This window comes from Marinobacter sp. M-5, assembly GCF_032911545.1.
GTDB classification, from domain to species: Bacteria; Pseudomonadota; Gammaproteobacteria; order Pseudomonadales; family Oleiphilaceae; genus Marinobacter; species Marinobacter goseongensis.
In genome coordinates this window covers 554,301-576,821 of sequence record NZ_JAWJEK010000001.1, presented here as the reverse complement: position 1 = coordinate 576,821, position 22,521 = coordinate 554,301, and the positions used below count along the sequence as shown (strand labels likewise).

Annotated in this window: 21 protein-coding genes; 9 read left to right on the top strand and 12 right to left on the bottom strand. The window is 61.0% G+C overall.

Features of this window, described 5'->3' with window-relative positions; all coding sequences use genetic code 11:
* Positions 1-59: 59 nt before the first annotated feature.
* Entirely contained in the window at positions 60-1,007 is a 948-nt protein-coding gene (locus R0125_RS02590) for a DUF523 and DUF1722 domain-containing protein (protein WP_317237021.1), read from the top strand.
* A 66-nt stretch (positions 1,008-1,073) separates the two neighbouring features.
* Here R0125_RS02590 and R0125_RS02585 read toward each other — a convergent pair whose 3' ends face one another.
* The 3 genes from R0125_RS02585 to R0125_RS02575 all read right to left on the bottom strand — a co-directional run bounded on the left by R0125_RS02585 (position 1,074) and on the right by R0125_RS02575 (position 3,697).
* Positions 1,074-1,802 (bottom strand): DUF481 domain-containing protein, encoded by a 729-nt coding sequence (locus R0125_RS02585; RefSeq protein ID WP_317237020.1) that lies wholly within the window; start codon positions 1,800-1,802, stop codon positions 1,074-1,076.
* Between the two features lie 12 nt (positions 1,803-1,814).
* Positions 1,815-2,834, bottom strand: coding sequence for a rhodanese-related sulfurtransferase (locus R0125_RS02580; protein WP_317237019.1), 1,020 nt, complete (start codon positions 2,832-2,834; stop codon positions 1,815-1,817).
* Between the two features lie 128 nt (positions 2,835-2,962).
* Positions 2,963-3,697 (bottom strand): DsbA family protein, encoded by a 735-nt coding sequence (locus R0125_RS02575; protein ID WP_317237018.1) that lies wholly within the window; start codon positions 3,695-3,697, stop codon positions 2,963-2,965.
* Positions 3,698-3,808: 111 nt separating this feature from the next.
* On the opposite strand from R0125_RS02575, the gene R0125_RS02570 reads away from it, so the two are divergent.
* On the top strand, positions 3,809-4,774 hold the full coding sequence (locus R0125_RS02570; protein ID WP_317237017.1) for a nitronate monooxygenase family protein: 966 nt from the start codon (positions 3,809-3,811) through the stop codon (positions 4,772-4,774).
* 76 nt (positions 4,775-4,850) lie between these two features.
* On the opposite strand, the gene R0125_RS02565 is transcribed toward R0125_RS02570, so the two are convergent.
* The 3 genes from R0125_RS02565 to R0125_RS02555 form a co-directional block, all read right to left on the bottom strand.
* A complete protein-coding gene (locus R0125_RS02565; RefSeq protein ID WP_317237016.1) occupies positions 4,851-6,386 on the bottom strand; it encodes a DUF5666 domain-containing protein in 1,536 nt (511 codons plus the stop codon).
* Positions 6,383-7,246 (bottom strand): DUF6502 family protein, encoded by an 864-nt coding sequence (locus R0125_RS02560; protein ID WP_317237015.1) that lies wholly within the window; start codon positions 7,244-7,246, stop codon positions 6,383-6,385. The genes R0125_RS02565 and R0125_RS02560 overlap by 4 nt, the downstream gene beginning before the upstream one ends.
* 78 nt (positions 7,247-7,324) lie before the next feature.
* Positions 7,325-8,773, bottom strand: a complete 1,449-nt coding sequence (locus R0125_RS02555; protein ID WP_317237014.1) for a DUF5666 domain-containing protein — start codon at positions 8,771-8,773, stop codon at positions 7,325-7,327.
* Between the two features lie 175 nt (positions 8,774-8,948).
* Between R0125_RS02555 and R0125_RS02550 the strand changes: the two genes are divergently transcribed.
* A complete protein-coding gene (locus tag R0125_RS02550) occupies positions 8,949-9,122 on the top strand; it encodes a DUF6435 family protein (RefSeq protein ID WP_213478078.1) in 174 nt (57 codons plus the stop codon).
* 9 nt (positions 9,123-9,131) lie between these two features.
* On the opposite strand, the gene R0125_RS02545 is transcribed toward R0125_RS02550, so the two are convergent.
* Both R0125_RS02545 and R0125_RS02540 read right to left on the bottom strand, forming a co-directional pair.
* Positions 9,132-9,476, bottom strand: a complete 345-nt coding sequence (locus R0125_RS02545; RefSeq protein WP_317237012.1) for a chaperone modulator CbpM — start codon at positions 9,474-9,476, stop codon at positions 9,132-9,134.
* A 33-nt stretch (positions 9,477-9,509) separates the two neighbouring features.
* The gene (locus tag R0125_RS02540; RefSeq protein WP_317237011.1) at positions 9,510-10,484 is read right to left on the bottom strand and encodes a DnaJ C-terminal domain-containing protein; all 975 of its coding nucleotides are present in this window, start codon (positions 10,482-10,484) and stop codon (positions 9,510-9,512) included.
* 132 nt (positions 10,485-10,616) lie between these two features.
* Here R0125_RS02540 and R0125_RS02535 point away from each other — a divergent pair, with 132 nt between their 5' ends.
* Genes R0125_RS02535 through R0125_RS02520 form a run of 4 tightly spaced genes read left to right on the top strand, consistent with a single transcriptional unit; the run spans position 10,617 to position 14,390 of the window.
* Positions 10,617-11,324: a DUF3348 family protein gene (locus R0125_RS02535; RefSeq protein WP_317237010.1), complete on the top strand. Its 708-nt coding sequence runs from the start codon at positions 10,617-10,619 to the stop codon at positions 11,322-11,324.
* On the top strand, positions 11,321-13,114 hold the full coding sequence (locus R0125_RS02530; RefSeq protein ID WP_317237009.1) for a DUF802 domain-containing protein: 1,794 nt from the start codon (positions 11,321-11,323) through the stop codon (positions 13,112-13,114). The genes R0125_RS02535 and R0125_RS02530 overlap by 4 nt, the downstream gene beginning before the upstream one ends.
* Entirely contained in the window at positions 13,114-13,770 is a 657-nt protein-coding gene (locus R0125_RS02525) for an OmpA family protein (protein WP_317237008.1), read from the top strand. Before R0125_RS02530 ends, R0125_RS02525 begins: the two co-directional genes overlap by 1 nt.
* Positions 13,767-14,390 carry a DUF2894 domain-containing protein gene (locus R0125_RS02520; protein WP_317237007.1) on the top strand — a complete coding sequence of 208 codons (624 nt, stop codon included), beginning with the start codon at positions 13,767-13,769 and terminating at the stop codon, positions 14,388-14,390. The genes R0125_RS02525 and R0125_RS02520 overlap by 4 nt, the downstream gene beginning before the upstream one ends.
* Before the next feature lie 51 nt (positions 14,391-14,441).
* On the opposite strand, the gene fba is transcribed toward R0125_RS02520, so the two are convergent.
* The 4 genes from fba to tkt are packed head-to-tail and all read right to left on the bottom strand — an operon-like array spanning position 14,442 to position 19,781.
* The gene (fba, locus tag R0125_RS02515; RefSeq protein ID WP_248182199.1) at positions 14,442-15,506 is read right to left on the bottom strand and encodes a class II fructose-bisphosphate aldolase; all 1,065 of its coding nucleotides are present in this window, start codon (positions 15,504-15,506) and stop codon (positions 14,442-14,444) included.
* A gap of 53 nt (positions 15,507-15,559) precedes the next feature.
* Positions 15,560-16,720 carry a phosphoglycerate kinase gene (locus tag R0125_RS02510; protein WP_317237006.1) on the bottom strand — a complete coding sequence of 387 codons (1,161 nt, stop codon included), beginning with the start codon at positions 16,718-16,720 and terminating at the stop codon, positions 15,560-15,562.
* Positions 16,721-16,749: 29 nt separating this feature from the next.
* Positions 16,750-17,781, bottom strand: a complete 1,032-nt coding sequence (gene gap, locus R0125_RS02505; RefSeq protein WP_317237005.1) for a type I glyceraldehyde-3-phosphate dehydrogenase — start codon at positions 17,779-17,781, stop codon at positions 16,750-16,752.
* Positions 17,781-19,781: a transketolase gene (tkt, locus tag R0125_RS02500; RefSeq protein ID WP_317237004.1), complete on the bottom strand. Its 2,001-nt coding sequence runs from the start codon at positions 19,779-19,781 to the stop codon at positions 17,781-17,783. Before tkt ends, gap begins: the two co-directional genes overlap by 1 nt.
* 192 nt (positions 19,782-19,973) lie before the next feature.
* Here tkt and R0125_RS02495 point away from each other — a divergent pair, with 192 nt between their 5' ends.
* Together R0125_RS02495 and metK are read left to right on the top strand one after the other, a co-directional pair.
* Positions 19,974-20,975, top strand: coding sequence for a metalloregulator ArsR/SmtB family transcription factor (locus R0125_RS02495; RefSeq protein WP_317237003.1), 1,002 nt, complete (start codon positions 19,974-19,976; stop codon positions 20,973-20,975).
* Between the two features lie 149 nt (positions 20,976-21,124).
* On the top strand, positions 21,125-22,315 hold the full coding sequence (gene metK, locus R0125_RS02490) for a methionine adenosyltransferase (protein WP_317237002.1): 1,191 nt from the start codon (positions 21,125-21,127) through the stop codon (positions 22,313-22,315).
* The last annotated feature ends 206 nt before the right edge of the window (positions 22,316-22,521 follow it).

The following is a 22,521-nucleotide window of genomic DNA, read 5'->3' as shown; positions in this document are numbered from 1 at the left end:
TGATCGGTTTACACTGGAAACACGTATTTTCTGTGTATATTCACGACCGGAGAGACAGCGTGAGCGGCATCCCCGTTGGAATCAGCACCTGCTTGTTGGGCAAGGAAGTTCGCCATGATGGCGGGCATAAGCATTCCCGTTACTGCACCCAGGTGCTTTCCAGACATTTCGAATTCCGCGCCATCTGCCCCGAGCTCGAGGCCGGGCTGGGCGTGCCCCGGCCCGCGATTCACCTGCGCGAACACGACAACGGGCTGCGGTTGATTGAAACCCGGGGCGCCGCCGACCATACCCCCGCCATGCAGACGTTCATTGACCGGATCCTGCCGGAGCTGGCTGACCTTCGTGGCTATATTCTGATGGCCAAGTCGCCCAGCTGTGGCATGGCGCGTATCAAGGTGCACAATGAGGAAGGCCGGGTTACCCGCCGGGATGGCCGGGGCATGTTCGCAGACGCGTTAATTCGCGCCTACCCACTCATGCCGGTGGAGGAAGAGGGCCGCCTGAACGACGACAAGCTGCGGGAAAATTTCATTGAGCGGGTGTTCGCCTACGACGACTGGATGCAGAACGTGGCGGGAGCCAACCTCTCGGCAAAAGCACTGATCGAGTTCCATACCCGCCACAAGTTTCAGCTGCTGGCCCATTCGGAACGGCTGTATCGCCAGCTCGGCCCCATGCTCAGCGACCTGAAATCCGAGCCCCTGGCGGATCTGGCGGATCGCTACATTCAGGGTTTTATGGAAGCCATGGGCCGCCGAGTCAGCCGTGGCTCCCACGTTAACGCTATGCAGCACCTGATGGGCTATCTGCGGGATTCCATGGCGGACGAAGACCGCAAGGTGATGATCGAGCAGATTAAGGCTTACCATCGCGGCGAGGTGCCCTTAGTGGTCCCGATGACCCTGCTGCGCATGGCGCAGCGCCGGGAACCGGTGGACTATCTGAGCACTCAGCACTACCTGACGCCCTATCCCGATGAACTGGGACTGCGCAACCGGGTGTAATACCGCCGGGTCACGCCAAAGAAAAACGGGCCCGTCAGGGCCCGTTCTCGTGTTGGCTGGCTGAGATCAGAAGCCGTAGAGCACTGAGATGGAGGTTTCGGTGTCGGTGTCGTCAGAATCCGGCGGCGCGTCCGACACGTGCTTGACCCGGTAGGCCACTTTCATCGACAAATTGCCAACAATACTGGCCTGGATCGAGGTTTCCGATTCAGTAATGACGTTGTTCTCATCAAGGCCGATTTCGGAGCTCAACTTCTGGCGAAACAGAGACGTTTCGGAGAGACCGTAATCGAACTGGGCAGCCAGTCGCGCGATGGCCTCTTCCTCTTCCCGGTTTCCGTCCTCGTCCGGCTCCTCCAGCTTATTGAACCGGTAACCGAGACCGGCCGACAGGTCGAGGAACGTGCGGTCATTCCAGTTCAGGAAGCGGTTACCGTAACCGGTCGTGGCCGATGACTGGAAATCGTACCCGGAGAACCGGTCGTCCTCGTAACCGCCACGCAGGAACAGGTACTGGTGCTCATCAAACTTGTAGTTGGTCTCAAGCTCGGCGCGGTAACGCTCGGCGGTGGTTTCATCCTCTGCTTCGGAATACACCGAGCGGAAGTCACCGCTGTTCCGCCACTTCGTCACTTCGTGAATCAGACCAAGACGGCCGTTCACGTTGGTTTCCTCGGTGTTGCCGGTAGTTTTCAGCACACCCAGCTCCGCCTCACCTTCCCAGTCTCGCGCGTCTGCTGCCGCCAGGGGCGACACCAGAATCGCGGTGATGGCCGTTGCCTGCTTCAGTCCCATGGAATCTCCTTGTTACACGTTCACGGATTTTCCGGTCTGCTCGCCCGCCAGGCTCTTTCGGGCCTGACGTTCCCGCTCCGCTTTCTTGCGGGCCTTGCGCTCGGCAATGGTACGGGCCGCTTCGCCACCCACATGGGCTTCGCCGCGCTCTTCCGCCAGCCGCATCTGCTTTTCCCGTTCGGCAAACCGTGCTTTCTGCTCTTCCGTCAGTGACTCGACGCACTGATGGCAACTCACGCCCTGCTCGTACTCCAGGCGCTGCTTGTCTTCTTCGGTGATTGGCCGGCGGCAGGCGTGGCATTGGTCATAGCCGCCACGTTCCAACCGGTGATTCACGGTCACGCGATCATCGAACACGAAACATTCGCCCTGCCATAGGCTCTGTTCCTCGGGCACCTCTTCCAGGTACTTGAGGATGCCGCCGTGCAGGTGATACACCTCTTCGAACCCTTGCTCTTTCAGAAACGCCGTGGATTTCTCACAACGAATACCGCCTGTGCAAAACATGGCGACTTTCTTGTGTTTTGAAGGGTCCAGATGTTCCTTCACGTACTCTGGGAACTGTCGGAAGGTGTCAGTGGCCGGGTTGACGGCATTTTTGAACGTTCCGATCTCCACTTCGTACTGGTTGCGGGTATCTACCAGAATTACGTCCGGGTCCGAGATCAGATCATTCCAGTCTTTTGCCTGCACGTAGGTGCCAACGATGCGCCTGGGGTCGATCCCCTCAACACCCATGGTGACGATTTCTTTCTTGAGCTTCACTTTGGTGCGCTTGAACGGCTGGATATCCACGAAAGATTCCTTGTAATCAATGCCGTCGAAACGCTCATCGCTGCCCAACCAGGCTTTGACAGCATCAATGCCGCCACGGCTGCCGGCGATGGTGCCGTTGATGCCTTCCCGCGCCAGCAACAAGGTGCCGTGCACGTCTCGCGCAAGCAGCACATCCAGCAACGGCTGGCGAAGGGCTTTGTAATCATTCAGAACTGCGAACTTGTACAGTGCGCAGACAACCACATCCTGACTCATGTCTCTCTCCTGCGGGCCGGACCGTAAATCCGGAGCATGGGGTGAAAAAATCCCCTGTTGCCGGCGATCGCTGGATCGGGAGGCAGACAGGGGACCGAAATTCTAACTAACCGGGCATACCAATCAAGTTAATCCTGATTACCATTTGCCAATTCGCGCTCCACCACGGCAGACAACTGGCCCCAGCCCGGACGGCTCAGGCGGATATTGTCGACCAGCACCGTGGGGGTGCTGGTCACCCGCATCTGCATCGCAACCTGCAGGCTCTGCTCCACCGCTTCCCGGTGCAATTCGGTTGTCATGCAGCGGCGGAAACGGCGCTCCTCGAGACCCAGGTCGCTGGCGTAGCGGGAGAAGGTGGTCAGGGGATCACCGGACCCGCTCCATTCGGTCTGCATGCCATACAGCTCGTCGTGCATTTGCCAATAGGCGCCCTGATCGCCGGCACAGCGGGCGGCCTGGGCGGCGGGCACGGCGTTCTGGTGCTGTTGCAGCGGCAGGTCAAAGTACACAAAGCGGACCTTCCCGGTGTCGACGTATTCCTCCTTCAGCCGTTTGCTGGCGTCCGAGAAGCGTCCGCAGGCAGGGCACTGGTAGTCGGCGAATTCGCGGACCACCACTGGCGCGTCAGCGTCGCCGACGGAAATGCCATAGCGATCAAGCGCTGCGGGGAAGGCGTCTGCACCGGGGGCAGCAACCGGAAGCTCGTCCGACGTTTTGTCCGGCGCCGCCGTCAGGAAGAACACTCCGATGATGGCGGCGAGGATCGCCAGAGCCGTTACGCCGAGCACCAGAGGTTTGCGGCTCTGGGTTTTTTCCGGTGATGGCTGGCCGGTTTCCTTGCGTCGTTTTGCTTCACCCATACGAACTCCTTGTTATTCTCTGCTGTGTTGTTTATTGGTTTTCAGGGGTTTGTGAGCACGCTAAGATCCTTTATATCCTACAAAAGTTCCAACAAAAATTAAGGAATGCTCATGGCTTTGCCTGATTCTCTGAAGAACCGCCTGTCTCTGCCGCTGGTGGCCGCCCCCATGTTTCTGATCTCCGGCCCCGAACTCGCCCTTGCGTGTTGCAAACAAGGCATCGTGGGCAGCTTTCCGGCGCTGAACCAACGCACCAGCGAAGGTTTCGAGCAGTGGCTGATTCAGATGAACAACGAACTTGAGGCGCTCCGTGACGCGGATCCCGACCACCCGCCGGCGCCCTATGCGGTCAATCTTATTGTTCACCGCACCAACCCCCGCTGGCAGGCGGATCTGGAACTGTGTGTGAAACACCGGGTGCCGATTATCATTACTTCGCTGGGTGCAGCCAGCCAGGTGGTTGACGCGGCACACAGCTACGGCGGCCTGGTGTTCCACGATGTGACCAACCAGAAACACGCCCGCAAAGCCGCCGAGGCCGGCGTGGACGGCATCATTGCGGTGGCCGCCGGCGCTGGCGGCCATGCCGGCACCATCAACCCGATCGTCCTGGTGCACGAAATTCGCGATGTCTTTGACGGCGCCATCCTGCTGGCCGGCGGGCTGTCACAGGGTGAGGACATTCTGGCCGCCCGGGCCATGGGGGCCGATCTTGCCTACATGGGCACCCGGTTTATCAACACCGAGGAATCCCAGGCGGACGACGCCTATCGCAACATGATCATCGAAGCGGTGTCCGGCGACATCATTCATACCCCGGCGGTTTCCGGCGTCCCCGCCAGCTTCATGCGCCAGAGCCTGGAAGCGGCGGGCTTCCCGATGGACAAACTGCATCAGGCCGGTGATGTGAACTATGGGGAGAAGCTGAAGCCCATTGACGACGAGGCCAAGGCCTGGAAAACCGTGTGGTCGGCGGGACAGGGCGTGAGCCAGATTCGGGATGTGGTGTCGGTGCAGACCCTGGTGGAGCGTCTTGAGCGTGAATACCGTGAGGCACAGCAGAGGCTGTGTAGCTAGAATGTGCAGCTAGAACGCGAAGCTCGACCCGGGCGAGCCATTCACTGGTCTGTCCCGGGTCGGCAACGGGTAGCGGTCAGTCGTCGCTGTCGTCAGCCCCCTCGTCTTCCAGCTCCACCTCATCGGCGACGTAGTTATTGCTGCCAACGGGACGCTCGCTGTAATCCACCTCAAGCAGCGGGCGCTGGCCCTCGCTCAACAAGTCTTCAATGAAGGCCCGGCTAGTACCCTCGAAAGCCGCATCGTCAGCGGCGATCCTCACCCCCAGTACGGTAATGGTGGTACTATCGATGGCGGTAAGGCGCCCGGTCAGCTCAAACTCGGCATCCTCGATGGACTCCCGCTCGATCTTGACCGCTTCCAGGAACACTGTGCCTGTCTGATCAGACCGCTCAATGCCCTCGACCTCCAGCTCGAAGGCGCCGTTGAGGTCGTTGAACCCGATGCGGCGATCATCCTCATCGTCGCTGATAATCGTCAGCGGGGTGACCTGCACCAGCACACCGCCCACCCGGAAGGACCTCGCCTGGGGATCGATGGACGCTGTGTCCACAGGGCCCTCCACTTCCGCATTGGCATCGCGGATGTCGATTTCCTCTGCTTCCACCCGGCCGTCCGCCAGGAAGTCACCCTCCACCTGAATCAGCAGGCCCGGCTGCAGGTCACTGGCGGTGATGCCGTCATCGAACACGCCGTCGCCGGGTACCACAACGGTCAGGCCATTGATGGTAAAGGTGCGATCAGTTGCGCGGTAGGCGGTGGCAACCGGCCCGGCAAACTCGATGTCATCGCCTTCGCTGCGTTCATAGCGGCGGGCTTCGTCCCGCTCCAGGCTCGTCGCACGAATGGCGGGTTCGCCGTCGAGGGTGACAATTTCACCTTCGGCTTCCACTCGGAACCCCGGCGTTTGCAAATCCGATGGGGTCAGCCCGTCTTCGAACGTTGTATTCTGCTCGTCGAACTCAACTAGGAAACCGTTGATCCGGAACTGGTTCACCCCGACGGTGCCGGGGTCACCGTCAATGCTGCCCTCAATTTCCACCTCACTGGCGGGCCCGTTCAACGCCCCGATGTAACTTGCCCGGTAGTTCCCGCTCGGGAGGCGCCAGCCGCTGACACGAATGACGTCCGCATCGGCCAGTGTTTGCAGCGAGACACCCCGGAAGACGGTCTGCTTGTCCGCGACGATGGTCTGGCCGTATAGGGTGAAGGTCACACTTTCCCGTATGGAACTGTTATCCGGGTCAGCGACCGCCACCAGATTACCGATCTCGCCGCGGAAGGTGTCATCGTATTCCACCCGCTCAGCGGTACCCGTGCCATCGCTGCGCCACTGGCCATCAACCCTCAGGATCATGCCTTTATCAAGCTGGCTTTCCGTGGTGATGCCGTCATCGCTGGCGACATTGCCGTCAGTTTCGAAGCGGATGCCGTTAACGAACACACTGCCGAATCCGGACACCGGGCCAACGCTGGCTCCGGTGCCGCGAATACCGCCGTCGGCCACACCAATACCACCGTCACCACCTCCGCCACCACACGCGGCAAGCAAGGCGGCGCTGAGTGGCACCGCAGCCAGAGTCAGGTGGCGGATCGAGAATGTCGATTTCATTGATTGCTCTCCATGTCCGGATCCGGCTGTAACGGCTCCTCGAAATAGAAAATACTGACGCCGGTTCTGACCGACTCCCCGGTCTGGTCCTTGCCCCCGGCACCGGCGATGTCCCGGTCGTGGGGGCCCAGCCACTGGTCCAACTGCTCAAGGAGTTCCTGGGACCGGGCAGCGGCATGTTGCCGCCAACGGGCCATGATTTCCGGCGGAACGTTGTTGTACGTCAGTGTGCGCTGGAACAGGGGCTGACGGTCTGATTCACCACTGACCAGATTATGATCAATCGTAACGATTAAATCCGATACGTCTTCACCGAAGATCTGGAGCATTTCCTCGTTGTCCCCCGCCGGCACATAGGCGCGCTGTTTCAGCACCAGATGGCCGGAATCACCGTCGACCGCCACAACACCCACCCGGACCAGTTCGTCCAGCACCGCTCTGGGCGGCATGTCGCCACTGTAGCGCTTGACCAGCTCGCTGAAGCTCATGGCGCCGTCAAACGCCAGCAGCGCGGGCTCGCCGTCCCGGTTCTGGAACGCGGCGTCATGCACCCAGCCGGAGACCACGCGAGAGGCCCGGTTGGCCTGGCTGGCGGTGGCGTTGCCCGCAGGCTCGCCCGCCAGGTTCTCCCGGTGCCGCCTGACTTCTTTCCGGGTCAGACCGGTCATCACCGCCGCCCGGGAATCCGTGGGTTTCCTGCGTCCGTCGCCAAAATCTTCCAGTGCCGCTTCCACGTAGGCCCGCTTGACCAGGTCCGCAAACTCACCGAACGGTATCCCGTTGCGGAGCAGGAGCCGGGCAAGGGGGCGCAGAATTCGATACAGCGCCCGATGCAGAGGTGGGGTGTCGGAATGTTTCATGTTTGGGATTGTATTCCCATGGCAACATCAAAACCAGAAACACCCGGTGATGTAGTGTTCACCGGGTTTACGCTTCGGTCAGTCGTCCTTTTCGATGTCTTCAATGACGTAGTCACCACCGGCATTAAGGGTGTAGTCCACTTCCACCTCATCGCCCACTTGCAATCCTGAGAGGTCTGAAGTGCCACGCTGCAATTCCAGCCCAAGAACAGTGACGGTGATGTCGGTCACTGCAGTGATCCGGCCTTCCAGCTCAAAGCCATCGTCGCTGTCGTCCTCTCGCTCGACCGTGATGGCCTCGAGAAACCCGCCCTCATCGGAACGCTGGCGACCTTCGACTTCAACGAAATCGCCAACATTCAGAGTTTCAATGTCGCGGGTTCGCAGCGTGATGCGGTCGTCATCGTCATCATCGTCGTCCTCAATCAGCGTGGCGTTGGTCAGAACCACGCGCACCCCACTGACAACCAGGGTCTCGCTGTCAGGTCTGGACTCGATCACGCCCTCCAGCTCGGCGTCGCCATCCCGCGGCTCGATTTCTTCCGCCATCAGCACACCGTTGCGGTATTCACCTTCCACTTTGACCAGCAAACCGTCAGCCAGGTCGCTTTCCCGCAGGCCATCGTCGAACTCGGTGCCGCCATCAACCTGCACCTGAATACCGTTGATGAAGAACGTGCGGCTGGTGGCGTTTATGTCGTAAACACTGCCGGCAATCTCCACGTCGTCGTCATCGTCGAACAGATCGTCTTCGTCGTCGATTTCCCGGGCAATCAGCAGGGTGCCTTCCGCATTCAGACTGCCCTCCGCTTCCACGGACAGGCCGTTTTGCAGATCGCTGGCACTCAGGTCGTCATCGAAAACAGCGCTGGTGTAACTGACCGGAAACCCGTTGAGGGTGAAGGTCTGGGCCTCGGCATCCAGATTCTCCACTACGCCCGCGATTTCCACTTCATTGTCGTCATCAAAATCCACCCCGATGGTCCGAACGCCGACAAAACTGGCGCGGAATGAGCCGTCCGCCAGCGGCCAGCCACTGACCCGTACCCGGTAGGTGTCCGGCGCAACACCGTTCAGTTCAACCGGGCTCAGCCCTTTGAATACGGTTTGACCATCCAGGCGAACCGTCTGGCCGGCAACGGTCAGCTCACCCACGTTTTCCACCTCATCCCAGGTGGCGGCGGTCAGCGGGCCCCGCAGGGTGTCGTCGTAGTCGATCCGTTGAGCCTCACCCTCACCACGGCCATCCCAGCTACCGCGCACCTTGAGGATCATGCCTTTCTCAAGCTGGGTTTCCCGCTCGATCCCATCGTCACTGGTCACTGCGCCGTCTGTCCGGAAGCGCGTTCCATTGACGTAGACGCTGCCAAAACCGGATACCGGCCCGACACTGGACCCGCTGGATGCACTGACGCCGTCCGACCCACCGGAACTGCCGCTTCCACCGCCACCGCAGGCAACCAGTGCACTGACGAGCGCACCACCGAGGGCAAATCTGATCGCTGTAGCCAAGGCATTGTGTTTCATCGTTCTTCTCCAGATTCGTTTTCCGCTTTTCATTTTTGGGATATTTTTCCCATTTACTATTTGGGAATTTAATCCCATTTTTATCGGTTGTCCAGTTTTTGCTCATTAAGAATTTGTGAACTTTTGCCCCCCGGGCGCGTAAGCTCTCCAGACACCATGTGAAAGGAGAGACACCATGCTGGGATTTTTAAAAGGCGATCCGAAGAAGAAACTGCAGAAAGCGTATGAAGACAAGCTCGCCAAAGCGCTCCATGCGCAGCGTAACGGCGATCTGCGAAGTCATGGCACGCTTATGGAAGAAGCGGAGAAAATCTACGCGGAGATACAGGCACTGGAAAAGCAGGCGTGAGCCGGGGAGTTACCACTCCCCCATCAGTTGCCGCAGTTGCTGGTTCAGCCGGTCAACCTCGCGGCGCATCTGCTGAACCTCGTCCAGCAGATCCAGAGACATAGCCAACCCGGGCAGGTTGATATTGAGGTCGTGCTGTAACCGTTGGGCTTTGCGCAGCCGCGCGAGGGCGGCCAGATCAAATTGCCACTGGCGCTCTTCCGGTCCCTCCTCCACCGGGGCAATGATGCCGTAGCTGACAAGCTTGATAACAAACTCCGCATGGCACTCGCCCCGCTCGCAGATTTCGCGCAGGGTGAGGGTCATCTGCGGTTCATCCACGTCGACGGTCAGAATCGAATCTTTCGCGATCATTTCCAGCTCCTCTTACCGAACCTGTACCTGAACCTAAACATGGAGCTTGCTGCGGGGATTGAAGTTCACCTCAGCCTCAGCCAGCGCCTGATAGAGCTTTTCCGCTTGCTCGGAGTGCTGTTCCGGCATCACGATCTGAAGCAACACGATCTGATCCCCCGGGTGCTTGCCCGGTAGCCCCTTGCCCTTGAGGCGAAGCCGGCGTCCGCTGGATGACCCCCTGGGCACCTTCACTTTCACCCTGGAACCCACCGTCGGCACCGTAATCTGGGCCCCCAGCGCGGCCTCCCACGGCGCAATGGGCACTGTGACCACCACATCCCGCCCCTCGACACTGAACAGCGGGTGCGGTGCCAGCTCCACTTCGATCAACAGATCGCCGGCCTCGCCCCCGCCGATACCGGGCGAGCCCTGGCCTTTCAGGCGCAGGTGCTGGCCCTCGCGCATGCCGGCAGGGATTTTCACTTTCAGGTTCTTCTGGCGCGCGACGATGCGGCCATGGTCGTCAGCCTCATGCACCCGGAACGACACCTGCTTTTCACAGCCCTGGAACACCTCTTCCAGAAACAGCGCCAGCCGGGCATGAACGTCTTCTCCCCGCATGCGATTACTCTGGCGGAAACCACGACCGCCGCTGAAACCCTGGCCTGAATTGCCACCGCGGCCCCCGCCGAAGATTTCTTCGAAGAAGTCACTGAACTGGCGGGCATCGGCGTCGGTGTAGCCGCCCCGGCCGAAGCCGGACGCGCTCTGCCAGCCCGGTGGCGGCTCGAACGAGCCGTCGGGCCGGGCACCGTATTTCCGGAGCTCGTCATACTCTGCCCGCTTTTCCGGGTCTTTAAGTACTTCGTAGGCTTCGCCGAGGTCTTTGAATTTGGCGTCGGCATCGTCTTCCTTGCTGACGTCCGGATGGTATTTGCGGGCCAGCTTGCGATAGGCCTTTTTGATGTCCTCAGGGGAGGCAGACTCGCTCACACCGAGTACGGCGTAATAGTCTTTGAAGTCCATGGATTTCCTCATCTACGGTCATTATCAATTCCCGCATTTAGCCTTTAGTATAGGCAGCCGCCGACACTCGGCAATGAACGACCCTGGTTTTTCCTGTAACAACGGCCAACGCACACGGTGCTCCCACATTCCATGATTCAGTCCCCACTCCGACAACCCGGTGTTGCCCGGTCGCGGCTGCTGCAGCTCACGGCTTCTGCCGCTGGCATAAAGACCGACGATGCCAGCCTGCCCTGCGTCGCCGAGCGTCTGGGCCGGTTGTTCGGCCTGGGAGACACCATGAGCCTGGATTCGGCGCTGTCCTTCCGTGGTGGCACGCCCGCCGGAGTAACGCGTGCGGCGGTCGAGCAACTGGCACGGGAACTGGCCACCACCCGTCGGGCATTGGTTGAGCGGATTCAGCGCTACGGGCACGAGACGGAGGCGGACGATCCGGCGGCGTTCGAGCCCTATCTGAACGCCTGGCTTACCCTGCAACGCAAAGTCGCCGCCAGCAGCCGCCAGTTGCGGGACAAGGTCCGCAAGGCGATGAAAGATCAGAGCCCGACCCTGGCCCGGCTGGCGGAGCTGGATGCGGTGTTCGACCACACCATGGCCGGCTACACCAGCCAGTGTTTTTCGCGAATTTCAACGGTGCTGGAACAACGGTTCCAGACCCTGAAAACACCCCCTGAGCAACTCTCCGAGCACGCCCTGCATGCGGGCAACCCACCCACTGACTGGCGCCACCGTTACTGCGAGGAAGCGCAGACTCTGTTACTCGCTGAACTGGATGTTCGGCTGGAGCCGGTGCTGGGGCTGCTGGAGGCCTGCCACAACGAGGCGAGTGATTCACCATGACCAGACTTTTCTTTTTTCTCGCGTTTGCCCTCGGCCTGGCCGTGGCGGCCTGGATTGGCCACAGCTTTCTCGGTTCCGATCGGCTGGCGCTGACCGTGACCGTCATTATTGCTGCGGTGTACGGGCTGGGTTTTGCCGAGCTGACCGGGTTCCGGCGCACGACACACCAGCTGGCCGAACGCCTGCGCTCCGCCCCGGATAACCGCGGGCAGATTGAGCGCTGGCTGTCCGGCTTGCCGGAACCGGTGCAGTTCGCCATACAGAAGCGCCTGGACGGCCACTCCACCGCCTTACCCAGCCCGCAGCTCACGCCCTACCTGGTGGGCCTGCTGGTTATGCTGGGTCTGCTTGGCACGTTTGCCGGCATGATCGTGACCCTCAACGGTGCCGCCTCGGCGCTCGATGGCAGTACCGAACTGAGCGCCATTCGCAGCGCCCTCGCCGCGCCCATTGCCGGTCTCAGCCTGGCTTTCGGCACGTCCATTGCCGGTGTGGCCGCTTCCGCCATGCTCGGGCTGGCCTCCACTCTCAGCCGACGCGAGCGGCTGCAGGTGTCCCGCCAGCTGGACACCACCCTGCGCCAGCAGCTGCACCATCTGTCCGCCGACTACCAGCGCCAGCAAGCGTTTCAGGCATTGGAATCCCAGGCCCGGGCGCTGCCGGATATGGCGTCGGCCATGGAAGCCATGACCGCCCGCATGGAACAGCTGGGCCAGACCCTTGAGCAATCCCTGACCCGCAACCAGCAGGAATTTCACAGCACCGTCGGAAACCACTATCAGACACTGGCGGATTCCGTGGCTCAATCCCTGGAGTCGGCTCTGGACGCCAGCACCCGCCTGGCGGCAGAGCGCGTAGAACCGATTGTGGAAAAAGCGATGACGGGCCTGAACGAAGAAGCCGGAGAACTGCACCGAAGCTGGTCTGATACCGCCGAACGGCAACTCACGGAGATCGCCGAAGCCTTCCGGACAACCACGATGGATGCGGGGGAACGCTGGCAGCAGAACCTTGCGACCCAGCAGGCGACGTCGGAACAGAACGCCCTGCGCTGGCAGGAGAATCTGGCTACGCTGATCGACGGAATCAGTGAACAGCTCACCGCACTCCGGGACCAGGAAGCGGCCAGAGGCGAGGCAGCGACTGACCGCCTGGCACGGCTGGAGAATACCGTAAGCGACCACCTGACCCAGCTGGGCACGGGCCTGGAAGCACCCATGACCCGACTGATTGAAACGGCTTCGGAAACGCCGAAAGCCGCCGCCGAGGTGATCAACCAGCTGCAACAGGAAATGGCCCGCAACAGCGAACGGGAAAACCAGTTGCTGGCGGAACGCCAACGGCTGGTTGAGGAACTGGACAGCCTGCTGGACTCTCAGCGCAGCAATGCTGACAGTCAGCGCCAGGCCGTTGACGCCCTGATCAGCGGCGCCGGTGACACCCTCACCGGGATCAGCGAACGATTCAACACCCTGATTGCGGAACAAAGCCAGCAGCTTGGCAAACTGGGCGACGACATTGCCGGCAGCAGTCAGGAAGTGGGCGCCCTCAGTGAGGCCTTCCACCAGGCAGTAGCGTTATTCAGCACCTCCAATAGCAGCCTGCAGGAAACTCTGACCAACATTCAGAAGGCGATGGACAGCGCCAGCAGCCGGCATGATGAACAACTGGCCTACTACGTGGCACAGGCCCGCGAGGTCATCGATCTGTCTGTCAGCTCCCAGAAGGACGTTATCGATGCCGTCACCGCCCTGCGCAGGGGCCAGCCAGAGCCTGCCGGGGCCAACTGATGGAACACCTGGAAGGCGACGAACAGCAGTCCACACCGATCTGGGCGATCTTCTCTGACCTGATGGCGGCGCTGGTGGGTATTCTGGTGCTGATTCTGGTGTGGGTGATCGGCGTACAGCTGGAGCTCAGTCAGTCTCTGGCGGAGGAGACGGAGCGCCGGGTGGCCGAGGAAGAGCGCCGCATGGCACTGGAACAGGCGTTGGAAGACCCGCTCACCAAGGGCCTGGTGACCTTCCGCGATGGCCGCATCGGTATCAGCGGTAACGTGCTGTTCGAGCTGAACTCGGATCAGTTGCAGGCAGACGGCGTGGCCGTGCTGCGGTCACTGGTTGCACCCCTGCAGACCTACCTGAACCAGCACGACGAGCTGCTGATGGTCAGCGGCTTCACCGACGACCTGCCCATGCACCAAGGCAATCGCTATCAGGATAACTGGGGGCTGTCGGCCCAGCGGGCGTTGACGGTCACGCGTACCCTGATGGAACTGGGCCTGCCTGCAGACCGGGTCTTTGCCGCGGCCTTTGGCCCGCACCACCCGGCGGTGCCCAATGTGGATGCTGGCTCCCGCGCCCAGAACCGGCGGGTGGAGATCAGCACCGTGCCACGGGCGCCGGCTATGGCCGCCGAAACCGGCAGCGGAGACGGAACCGAATGACAGACGTCACTGAGCCGGAGGCGATTGACCAACTCCTCGCTGACCTGAAGCAGGCGGGTAAAGATCAGGTGGATCCGGTCCACTTCCGTTACCTGGAAGTTCTGGAGCACAGACTACGAGCAAAAGGACTGCAGGGCAGCCGCCACTGGCAGAAGCTGGCGCAGGCCGTGGCGGAGTATCAAGCGAGGTCCGAACAGCAGGCTGGCGCAGAACAACCGGAGCTGTCTGGCCAAACCGGGCAGCGCTCACCCTTGCAGCTTCTGCTGGAGGCTCTGAATCACTCAGCGGAACCGCCCGCAACACACGCCCCTTCCTCCCTGGAGAGGCTCATTTTCGGTGAGGAGCCGGGGGAGGCCACGCAGTCGGCCGCAACCAACCGTTCGCCCCGCCCGCTCAAAGCCATGACCAGAGCCCAGGCGGACCGGGGCCATCAGGCCCTGCATGAGCGCATTCGCCAGGCCATTGAACAGACGCCGGAAAACGCCGGGCCGATAAACGCCCACCGGTTGGTTAGCCGTGCGATTGCCACCATGGAGACGTTGTCGCCGGAGTATCTGAACCGGTTCGTGAATTACGCGGATACGCTGTTGGCGCTGGAGCGGTTGGCAAAGAAGGGATAAAAAAAGCCTCCGGAAATTCAGAAGAATCCGGAGGCTTCTGGCGCCGGGGCGTTATCGGACCTTGGGGTCCAGCTCGCCAGCAGCATAACGCTCGAACATGCGGTCGAGGTTGATCGGCTTGATCTTGCTGGCGTTGCCGGCACAGCCGAAGGCTTCGTAGCGTGCGATGCACACTTCGGTCATCGCCTTCATGGTTTCCTTGAGGAACTTCCGCGGGTCGAATTCCGCCGGGTTTTCTGCCAGGAAGCGGCGAACGGCGCCGGTGCTGGCCAGACGCAGGTCGGTGTCGATGTTGACCTTGCGCACGCCGTGCTTGATGCCTTCCACGATTTCTTCAACCGGCACACCGTAGGTTTCCGGGATTTCGCCGCCGTATTGGTTGATGATCTTCAGCCATTCCTGCGGCACTGAGCTGGAGCCGTGCATGACCAGATGGGTGTCCGGGATGCGGGCGTGGATGGCTTTGATCTGGTCGATGGCCAGAATGTCACCGGTCGGCGGACGGGTGAACTTGTAGGCGCCGTGGCTGGTACCGATGGCGATCGCCAGGGCGTCCACGTGGGTTCTCTTGACGAAGTCGGCGGCTTCTTCCGGATCGGTCAGCATCTGGCTGTGGTCCAGAGTGCCTTCGGCGCCGATGCCGTCTTCTTCGCCGGCCTGGCCGGTTTCCAGGGAACCCAGGCAGCCCAGCTCACCTTCTACCGAGACACCACAAGCGTGGGCCATTTCGACGGTACGGCGGGTGACATCGACGTTGTACTCGTAGTCGGTCGGGGTTTTGCCATCTTCACCCAGGGAGCCGTCCATCATCACCGAGCTGAAGCCCAGCTGGATGGAGCGCTGGCACACCGACGGGCTGGTGCCGTGGTCCTGGTGCATGACCACCGGGATATGAGGCCATTCTTCGATGGCCGCGAGGATCAGGTGGCGCAGGAACGGGGCGCCGGCGTATTTGCGGGCACCGGCGGAGGCCTGGACAATCACCGGGGAGTCGGTTTTGTCGGCGGCTTCCATGATGGCGCGCATCTGTTCCAGGTTGTTGACGTTAAAGGCTGGTACACCGTAACCATGCTCGGCGGCGTGGTCCAGCATTTGCCGCATCGAAATCAGGGCCATGGGTCGTCTCCTTCAGTTGAATTTGGGAATCGTTGAATGCGTTCTGAAACTCGTTATGCGCCGCGCTCTTCCAGTACAGCCACTGCCGGCAGGGTTTTGCCTTCCACGAATTCCAGGAACGCGCCACCACCGGTGGAAATGTAGGAGATTTTGTCAGCCACGCCGTACTTGTCAACGGCCGCCACAGTATCACCGCCCCCGGCCAGTGAGAAAGCGTCGCTTTCGGCGATAGCTTCCGCCAGAGCCTTGGTGCCGTTGCCGAACTGGTCGAATTCGAAGACGCCGACCGGGCCGTTCCAGAGGATGGTTTTGGCGTTTTTCAACAGCTCGGCGAACTGACCGGCGGTTTCCGGGCCGACGTCGAGGATCATGTCGTCGTCGCTGATGTCGGAGATGTTCTTGGTGGTGGCGGTGGCGGTTTCGGCGAATTCGCTAGCTACCACGACGTCCACCGGCAGCGGGATTTCCACGCGGCTGGCGATGTCTTTGGCGGTGTCGAGCAAGTCGTGCTCGCACAGGGATTTGCCGACCGGGTGGCCCGCGGCCGCCAGGAAGGTGTTGGCGATGCCGCCGCCGACGATGATCTGGTCACAGACGTTTTCCAGGGCGTTCAGTACGTCCAGTTTGGTGGAGACCTTGGAGCCGCCAACGATGGCCACCACGGGCTTGGCCGGGTTGTCCAGGGCTTTGCCGAGGGCGTCCAGTTCAGCCGCGAGCAGCGGGCCGGCGCAGGCTTCGGCGGCGAATCTGGCAACGCCGTGGGTGGAGGCCTGTGCGCGGTGGGCAGTGCCGAAGGCGTCCATAACGTAAACGTCGCACAGGGCGGCGTACTGCCTTGCCAGGGCTTCGTCGTCTTTCTTTTCGCCTTTGTTGAAGCGGACGTTCTCGAACAGGACTACTTCGCCGTCGGCCACTTCAACGCCGCTCAGGTAGTCTTTGATCAGGCGCACTTCCTGGCCCAGCACCTGGCTGAGGTGGTCGGCGACCGGCTTCATGGAGGAAGCTTCGTCGTACACGCCTTCTTCCGGGCGGCCGAGGTGTGACATCAGCATGACTTTAGCGCCGGCGTCTCTGGCGGCCTTGATGGTCGGCAGTGACGCGCGGATGCGGGCGTCGCTGGAGACCTTGCCGTCTCTGACCGGCACGTTGAGGTCTTCACGGATCAGCACCCGCTTGCCGGCGAGATCCAGGTCGGTCATTTTTTTAATGGCCATGTCGTTCGTCCCTTCAACAAAATTTCAGATTAGGAGTGTTTGGTTAACCAGCTTTTGCTGACATCGAGCATCCGGTTCGCAAACCCCCACTCGTTATCGAACCAGCACAGCACTTTCACCATGGTCCCCCCGGTCACCCGGGTCTGGCCGCCATCCACGATGCCGGAGTGGGCGTCGTGGTTGAAATCGGAGCTGGCCAGCAGTTCATCGGTGTAGCCAAGTATGCTTTTTAACGGGCCTTGGGCGGCCTCTTCTAGCAGTTTGTTGACCGCGGCCACGTCGGTAGCCTCGCGCACGTTGAGCACCATATCGATGGCGGAGACGTTCAAGGTGGGCACCCGCATGGCCACCGCGCTGAACTTGCCCTCCATGTGCGGCAGAAGACGCTCGATGCCTTTGGCCAGGCCGGTGTCTACCGGTACGATGTTGTGTAACGCACTGCGCGTTCGGCGCAGGTCCTGGTGGTGGTAAGCGTCGATCACCGGCTGGTCGTTCATCGCCGCGTGGATGGTGGTGGTACTGCCCTGCTCCACGCCAAAGGCTTCGTCCAGAACCTTGATCACCGGCACCAGGCAATTGGTGGTGCAGGAACCGGCCGCCACGATGGTGTCTTCGCCAACCAGATCCTGATCGTTGATGCCAAAGACCACGGTGCGGTCCACATCCGACTCCGCCGGCTGCGAAAACAGCAGGCGTTTCGCCCCCGACTGGATGTGTTTTTCCGCGGTGGCGCGGTCGGAATAGGCACCGGAGCACTCCATCACCAGATCCACATCCAGCAGACGCCAGGGCAACTCTGAGGGTTCCGTATGTCGCAGCACACGGATGGCATCACCGTTGACCATCAGGTCCTGACCCATCACGGCGATCTCGCCCCGGAAGCGGCCGTGAGTGGAGTCGTAGCGAGTCAGATGGGCAATGGTATCGATGTCCGATAGCTCATTGATGGCCACCACCTGCAACTGGTCGCGAAAGCCATTTTCGTAGAGCGCGCGCAACACACACTGGCCGATACGGCCATACCCGTTGATCGCGATGCGAAATGGCTTGGCGTTGCTCATCAAGCGTCCAGCAGTTCCGCAGCGACTTCCAGGATGTTGTCGACGGTGAAGCCGAATTCCTTGAACAGCTCGCCGGCGGGTGCAGACTCACCAAAGGTGGTCATGCCGACAACGCGGCCGTCCAGACCCACATATTTATACCAGTAGTCGGCAATGCCGGCTTCGATGGCGATGCGGTTGGTGACTTCCAGAGGCAGCACCTGCTGCTTGTATTCGGCGCTCTGGGCGTCAAAGGTGTCGGTGGACGGCATGGACACAACACGCACCTTGTTGCCCTGCTCCCGCAGTTTGGCGGCAGTGTCCTGGGCGAGGCCCACTTCGGAACCGGTGGCAATCAGGATCAGGTCCGGGGTGCCGTCGCTGTCGGACAGAACGTATGCGCCTTTGGCAACGTCCGCCAGTTGCCGGGCATCACGCTGCTGGTGCGGCAGACCCTGGCGGGAGAAGACCATGGCGGTGGGGCCGTCTTTACGCTCCAGCGCGGCTTTCCAGGCCACCGCGGATTCCACGGTGTCGGCCGGGCGCCAGGTGCTCATGTTCGGGGTGGTGCGCAGGCTGGCCAGCTGTTCGATGGGCTGGTGCGTGGGGCCGTCTTCGCCCAGACCGATGGAGTCGTGGGTGAATACATAGATGGAGCGCTGCTTCATCAGTGCCGCCATGCGTACGGCGTTGCGGCAGTATTCCATGAAGATCAGGAAGGTGGCGCCGTAAGGCACGTAGCCACCGTGCAGGGCGATGCCGTTCATGATGGCGGCCATGCCGAACTCGCGCACACCGTAATAGATGTAGTTGCCGCTGGCGTCTTCTTTAGTGACGCCTTTGGAGCCGCCCCAGATGGTGAGGTTGGAACCGGCCAGGTCGGCGGAGCCGCCCAGCAGTTCCGGCAGCAGCGGGCCGTAGGCGTTCAGGGTGTTCTGGGAGGCCTTACGGCTGGCAACGGTTTCGCCCTTGTCCTGACACTCCTGGATGTAGGCCTGGGCCTTCTCGGAGAAATCGGCAGGCAGGTCGCCGGCCATGCGGCGCTTGAACTCGGCCGCCAGTTCCGGCTCGGCTTTCGCGTAGGCCGCAAACTTCTCATCCCATGCATTTTCCGCAGCGGCGCCTTTCTCTTTGGCATCCCACTCGGCATAGATCTCTGAGGGTACGTCAAACGCGCCGTGGGCCCAGCCCAGCTGCTCGCGAGTCAGCTTAATCTCGTCGTCACCCAGCGGGGCGCCGTGGCAATCTTCTTTACCCTGTTTGTTGGGGGAGCCGAAACCGATGATGGTCTTGCAGCAGATCATGGTGGGCTGATCGGTGTTGGCGCGGGCCGCTTCGATGGCGGCGCGCACGGCGTCGGCGTCATGGCCGTCAACGGCGGGAATCACCTGCCAGCCGTAGGCTTCAAAACGTTTGGGGGTGTCGTCAGTGAACCAGCCTTCCACTTCACCGTCGATGGAGATGCCGTTGTCGTCATAGAAGCAGATCAGCTTGCCCAGACCCAGGGTTCCGGCCAGGGACGCCACTTCGTGGGAAATGCCTTCCATCAGGCAGCCGTCACCCAGGAAGGTGTAGGTGTAGTGATCCACGATGTCGTGGCCGGGACGATTGAACTGTGCCGCCAGCGCTTTCTCTGCCAGGGCAAAACCGACCGAGTTGGCAAAACCCTGCCCCAGGGGACCGGTGGTGGTTTCAACGCCCGGGGTGTAACCGTACTCCGGGTGGCCCGGTGTCTTGGAGTGCAGCTGACGGAAGTTCTTCAGATCTTCAATGGAAACGTCATAGCCACTCAGGTGCAGCAGCGAATACTGCAGCATGGAGCCGTGCCCGTTGGACAGCACGAAGCGGTCGCGGTTTGCCCACTGCGGGTTGACCGGGTTGTGGCTCAGATAATCATTCCACAGTACCTCGGCGATGTCCGCCATACCCATGGGCGCACCCGGGTGGCCGGATTTGGCTTTCTGAACCGCATCCATGCTCAGCGCGCGAATGGCGTTGGCGAGATCTTTACGAGAGGGCATCAACGTTTCTCCAGTGCTTTATCGGGAAAATAGAACTGCGCAAAAATAAGGCGCGTATTTTCGCCGATTACTGTGTGCCGGGGCAAATCGGGTTTCCCGAAACAGGCCAACTTCCGAGAACGCCAAATCTATATCAATATTTTTTGATATGGCTATTGATTGACCAGCCGAACCCTCCTAAACTTGCCCTCCATGACATCCATGAACGCACACGCCGCCGATCTGTCCTCCGTGGACGCTTTGGCCCCGATCTACAAAGCGAGCGGGGATCCGCTGCGCCTGGAGATTCTGCGCGTGCTGCGCCGTGACACTTTCGGGGTGCTGGAGCTGAGCCAATTGTTCGACATGCGCCAGTCCGGCATGAGCCACCACCTCAAGGTGATGCACAAGGCCGGGTTGCTGGAGCCCCAGCGGGAAGGCAACGCGATTTTCTACCGCCGCCCCCTGAGCCTGGACAGCGACAAACTGACGGACCAGACCATCCGGCAGGTTTTCGATACCGTGGATCTGGTGTCCCTGCCCCCGCATCTGGAAGCGAAGATCGAAGCCATCCGCAACCAGCGGGCGGATCAGTCGCAGGCCTTTTTCTCGCGCCATGCCGAGCAGTTCCGCGAACAGCAGGAACTGATCGCCGCGTTTGACCTCTACGCCGAGCCGGTTGCGGATCTGCTGCGCAAACGTGCCAGCAAACATCCCTGGCGCACAGCGGTGGAAATCGGTCCCGGGGAAGGCGCATTCCTGCCGACCCTGTCCCGACTCTGCGACCACGTGGTGGCGCTGGATAACAGCCGCGACATGCTGGCCAAGGCCACCCGCACCTGTATTGACCAGCGGCTGAACAACGTCGACCTGATCGAGGGTGTAACCGACAACCTGCTGGCACGGGGCGATGCCTTTGACCTGGTGGTAGCCAACATGGTGCTGCACCACGTGCCCAGCCCGGCGGACATATTTCTGGATGCGGCAGCGTTGATGAACAACGGCGGCTGTCTGGTCATCAGCGACCTGTGCAGCCACGACCAGGACTGGGCCAAGGAAAACTGCGGCGACCTCTGGCTGGGCTTTGAACCGGAAGAACTCACCGCCTGGGCCGCTGACGCTGGCCTGACCGCGGGCGAGCAACTGTTTATAGGATTGCGCAACGGTTTCCAGATTCAGGTACGGGAATTCTGGAAGAGCGACAGTCCGGGCTGACGACCCGGATCTCAATATCAACAAATTTTGATATACAGATACGTAGTTTTACGTATGCTTACACGAACCAACAAACCGGTAGCCGGAAGGTACTTTAAGAAAGTCACTTACCGGTCTGAATTTGAAACGCTCACAGAGGAGCACGCTTAATGGCTGACTACAATATCTTCACCTCCGAATCGGTCTCTGAAGGCCATCCTGACAAACTGGCCGATCAGATCTCTGACGCGGTGCTGGACGCCATCCTCGCCGAAGACCCCCACGCCCGGGTTGCCTGCGAAACCATGGTAAAAACCGGCGTCGCGATTGTCGGCGGTGAAATCACCACCAGTGCGTGGGTCGATCTGGAAGACCTGGTACGTGGTGTGATCAAGGACATCGGCTATACCTCTTCCGACGTGGGCTATGACGGCGACACCTGCGGCATCATCAACATCATCGGCAAGCAGTCTGTCGACATCGCCCAGGGCGTTGACCGCCAGAAGCCGGAAGACCAGGGCGCTGGCGACCAGGGCCTGATGTTCGGCTACGCCAGCAACGAAACCGATGTACTGATGCCGGCCCCGATCACCTTCTCGCACCGCCTGGTGCAGCGCCAGGCCGAAGCCCGCAAGAGCGGTCTGCTGCCATGGCTGCGCCCGGATGCGAAAAGCCAGGTGACCTGCCGCTATGAGAACGGCCGCGTGGCCGGTATCGACGCGGTGGTGCTGTCGACTCAGCACGATGAAGACGTCACCCAGGCCGACCTGAAAGAAGCGGTGATGGAGCTGATCGTCGAGCACGCCCTCCCGGCCGAACTGCTGCACAAAGATACCCAGTTCCACATCAACCCCACCGGCAAGTTCGTGATCGGCGGACCGGTTGGTGACTGTGGCCTGACCGGCCGCAAGATTATCGTCGATACCTACGGCGGCATGGCTCGTCACGGTGGCGGCGCGTTCTCGGGCAAAGACCCGTCGAAGGTTGACCGCTCGGCCGCCTACGCCGGCCGTTACGTCGCCAAGAACATCGTTGCCGCCGGCCTGGCCGAGAAGTGCGAGATTCAGGTGTCCTACGCCATCGGTGTGGCACAACCCACCTCGATCTCACTGAACACCTTCGGCACCGGCAAGATCAGCGACGACAAGATCATCGAACTGGTGCGCCAGAACTTCGACCTGCGTCCCTACGCGATCACCAACATGCTCGACCTGCTGCACCCGATGTACCGGGCTACGGCAGCCTACGGCCACTTTGGCCGTGAGCCACAGGAAATGACCGTGGGCGGCAAGACGTTCACTTCGTTCCCGTGGGAGAAGACGGACCGTGCGGCGGCTCTTAAGGACGCTGCCGGTATTTAACGGTTGTGAGTCCGGCTCTTGAGTTGGACCTCTGTTATTGCTCGGCCCGCTGCCTGTGGGGGTGGCGGCGCTGAGGGCTGATCAGAGAATGGCTTTGTGCCTCTGCAATCAGAACAGGGAGGCCCGAACGAGAATTTACGGCGTATTGTCTGACCGCATGCGCCAAAAGCGAGGCTGAGGGATCGGGGCTTTGCTTTCGCGGAATT

Bases quoted from the DNA above. Each gene is read 5' to 3' on its own strand.
- R0125_RS02535 (WP_317237010.1), top strand. From the start codon at position 10,617: ATGATTCAGTCCCCACTCCGACAACCCGGTGTTGCCCGGTCGCGGCTG.
- R0125_RS02510 (WP_317237006.1), bottom strand. From the start codon at position 16,720: ATGGCCATTAAAAAAATGACCGACCTGGATCTCGCCGGCAAGCGGGTG.
- R0125_RS02530 (WP_317237009.1), top strand. From the start codon at position 11,321: ATGACCAGACTTTTCTTTTTTCTCGCGTTTGCCCTCGGCCTGGCCGTG.
- R0125_RS02555 (WP_317237014.1), bottom strand. From the start codon at position 8,773: ATGAAACACAATGCCTTGGCTACAGCGATCAGATTTGCCCTCGGTGGT.
- tkt (WP_317237004.1), bottom strand. From the start codon at position 19,781: ATGCCCTCTCGTAAAGATCTCGCCAACGCCATTCGCGCGCTGAGCATG.
- R0125_RS02565 (WP_317237016.1), bottom strand. From the start codon at position 6,386: ATGAAATCGACATTCTCGATCCGCCACCTGACTCTGGCTGCGGTGCCA.
- R0125_RS02575 (WP_317237018.1), bottom strand. From the start codon at position 3,697: ATGGGTGAAGCAAAACGACGCAAGGAAACCGGCCAGCCATCACCGGAA.
- R0125_RS02545 (WP_317237012.1), bottom strand. From the start codon at position 9,476: ATGATCGCGAAAGATTCGATTCTGACCGTCGACGTGGATGAACCGCAG.
- R0125_RS02560 (WP_317237015.1), bottom strand. From the start codon at position 7,246: ATGAAACATTCCGACACCCCACCTCTGCATCGGGCGCTGTATCGAATT.
- R0125_RS02525 (WP_317237008.1), top strand. From the start codon at position 13,114: ATGGAACACCTGGAAGGCGACGAACAGCAGTCCACACCGATCTGGGCG.
- gap (WP_317237005.1), bottom strand. From the start codon at position 17,781: ATGAGCAACGCCAAGCCATTTCGCATCGCGATCAACGGGTATGGCCGT.
- R0125_RS02540 (WP_317237011.1), bottom strand. From the start codon at position 10,484: ATGGACTTCAAAGACTATTACGCCGTACTCGGTGTGAGCGAGTCTGCC.
- fba (WP_248182199.1), bottom strand. From the start codon at position 15,506: ATGGCCCTGATTTCGATGCGGCAAATGCTGGACCACGCCGCCGAGCAT.
- R0125_RS02550 (WP_213478078.1), top strand. From the start codon at position 8,949: ATGCTGGGATTTTTAAAAGGCGATCCGAAGAAGAAACTGCAGAAAGCG.
- R0125_RS02570 (WP_317237017.1), top strand. From the start codon at position 3,809: ATGGCTTTGCCTGATTCTCTGAAGAACCGCCTGTCTCTGCCGCTGGTG.
- R0125_RS02580 (WP_317237019.1), bottom strand. From the start codon at position 2,834: ATGAGTCAGGATGTGGTTGTCTGCGCACTGTACAAGTTCGCAGTTCTG.
- R0125_RS02585 (WP_317237020.1), bottom strand. From the start codon at position 1,802: ATGGGACTGAAGCAGGCAACGGCCATCACCGCGATTCTGGTGTCGCCC.
- R0125_RS02520 (WP_317237007.1), top strand. From the start codon at position 13,767: ATGACAGACGTCACTGAGCCGGAGGCGATTGACCAACTCCTCGCTGAC.
- metK (WP_317237002.1), top strand. From the start codon at position 21,125: ATGGCTGACTACAATATCTTCACCTCCGAATCGGTCTCTGAAGGCCAT.
- R0125_RS02495 (WP_317237003.1), top strand. From the start codon at position 19,974: ATGACATCCATGAACGCACACGCCGCCGATCTGTCCTCCGTGGACGCT.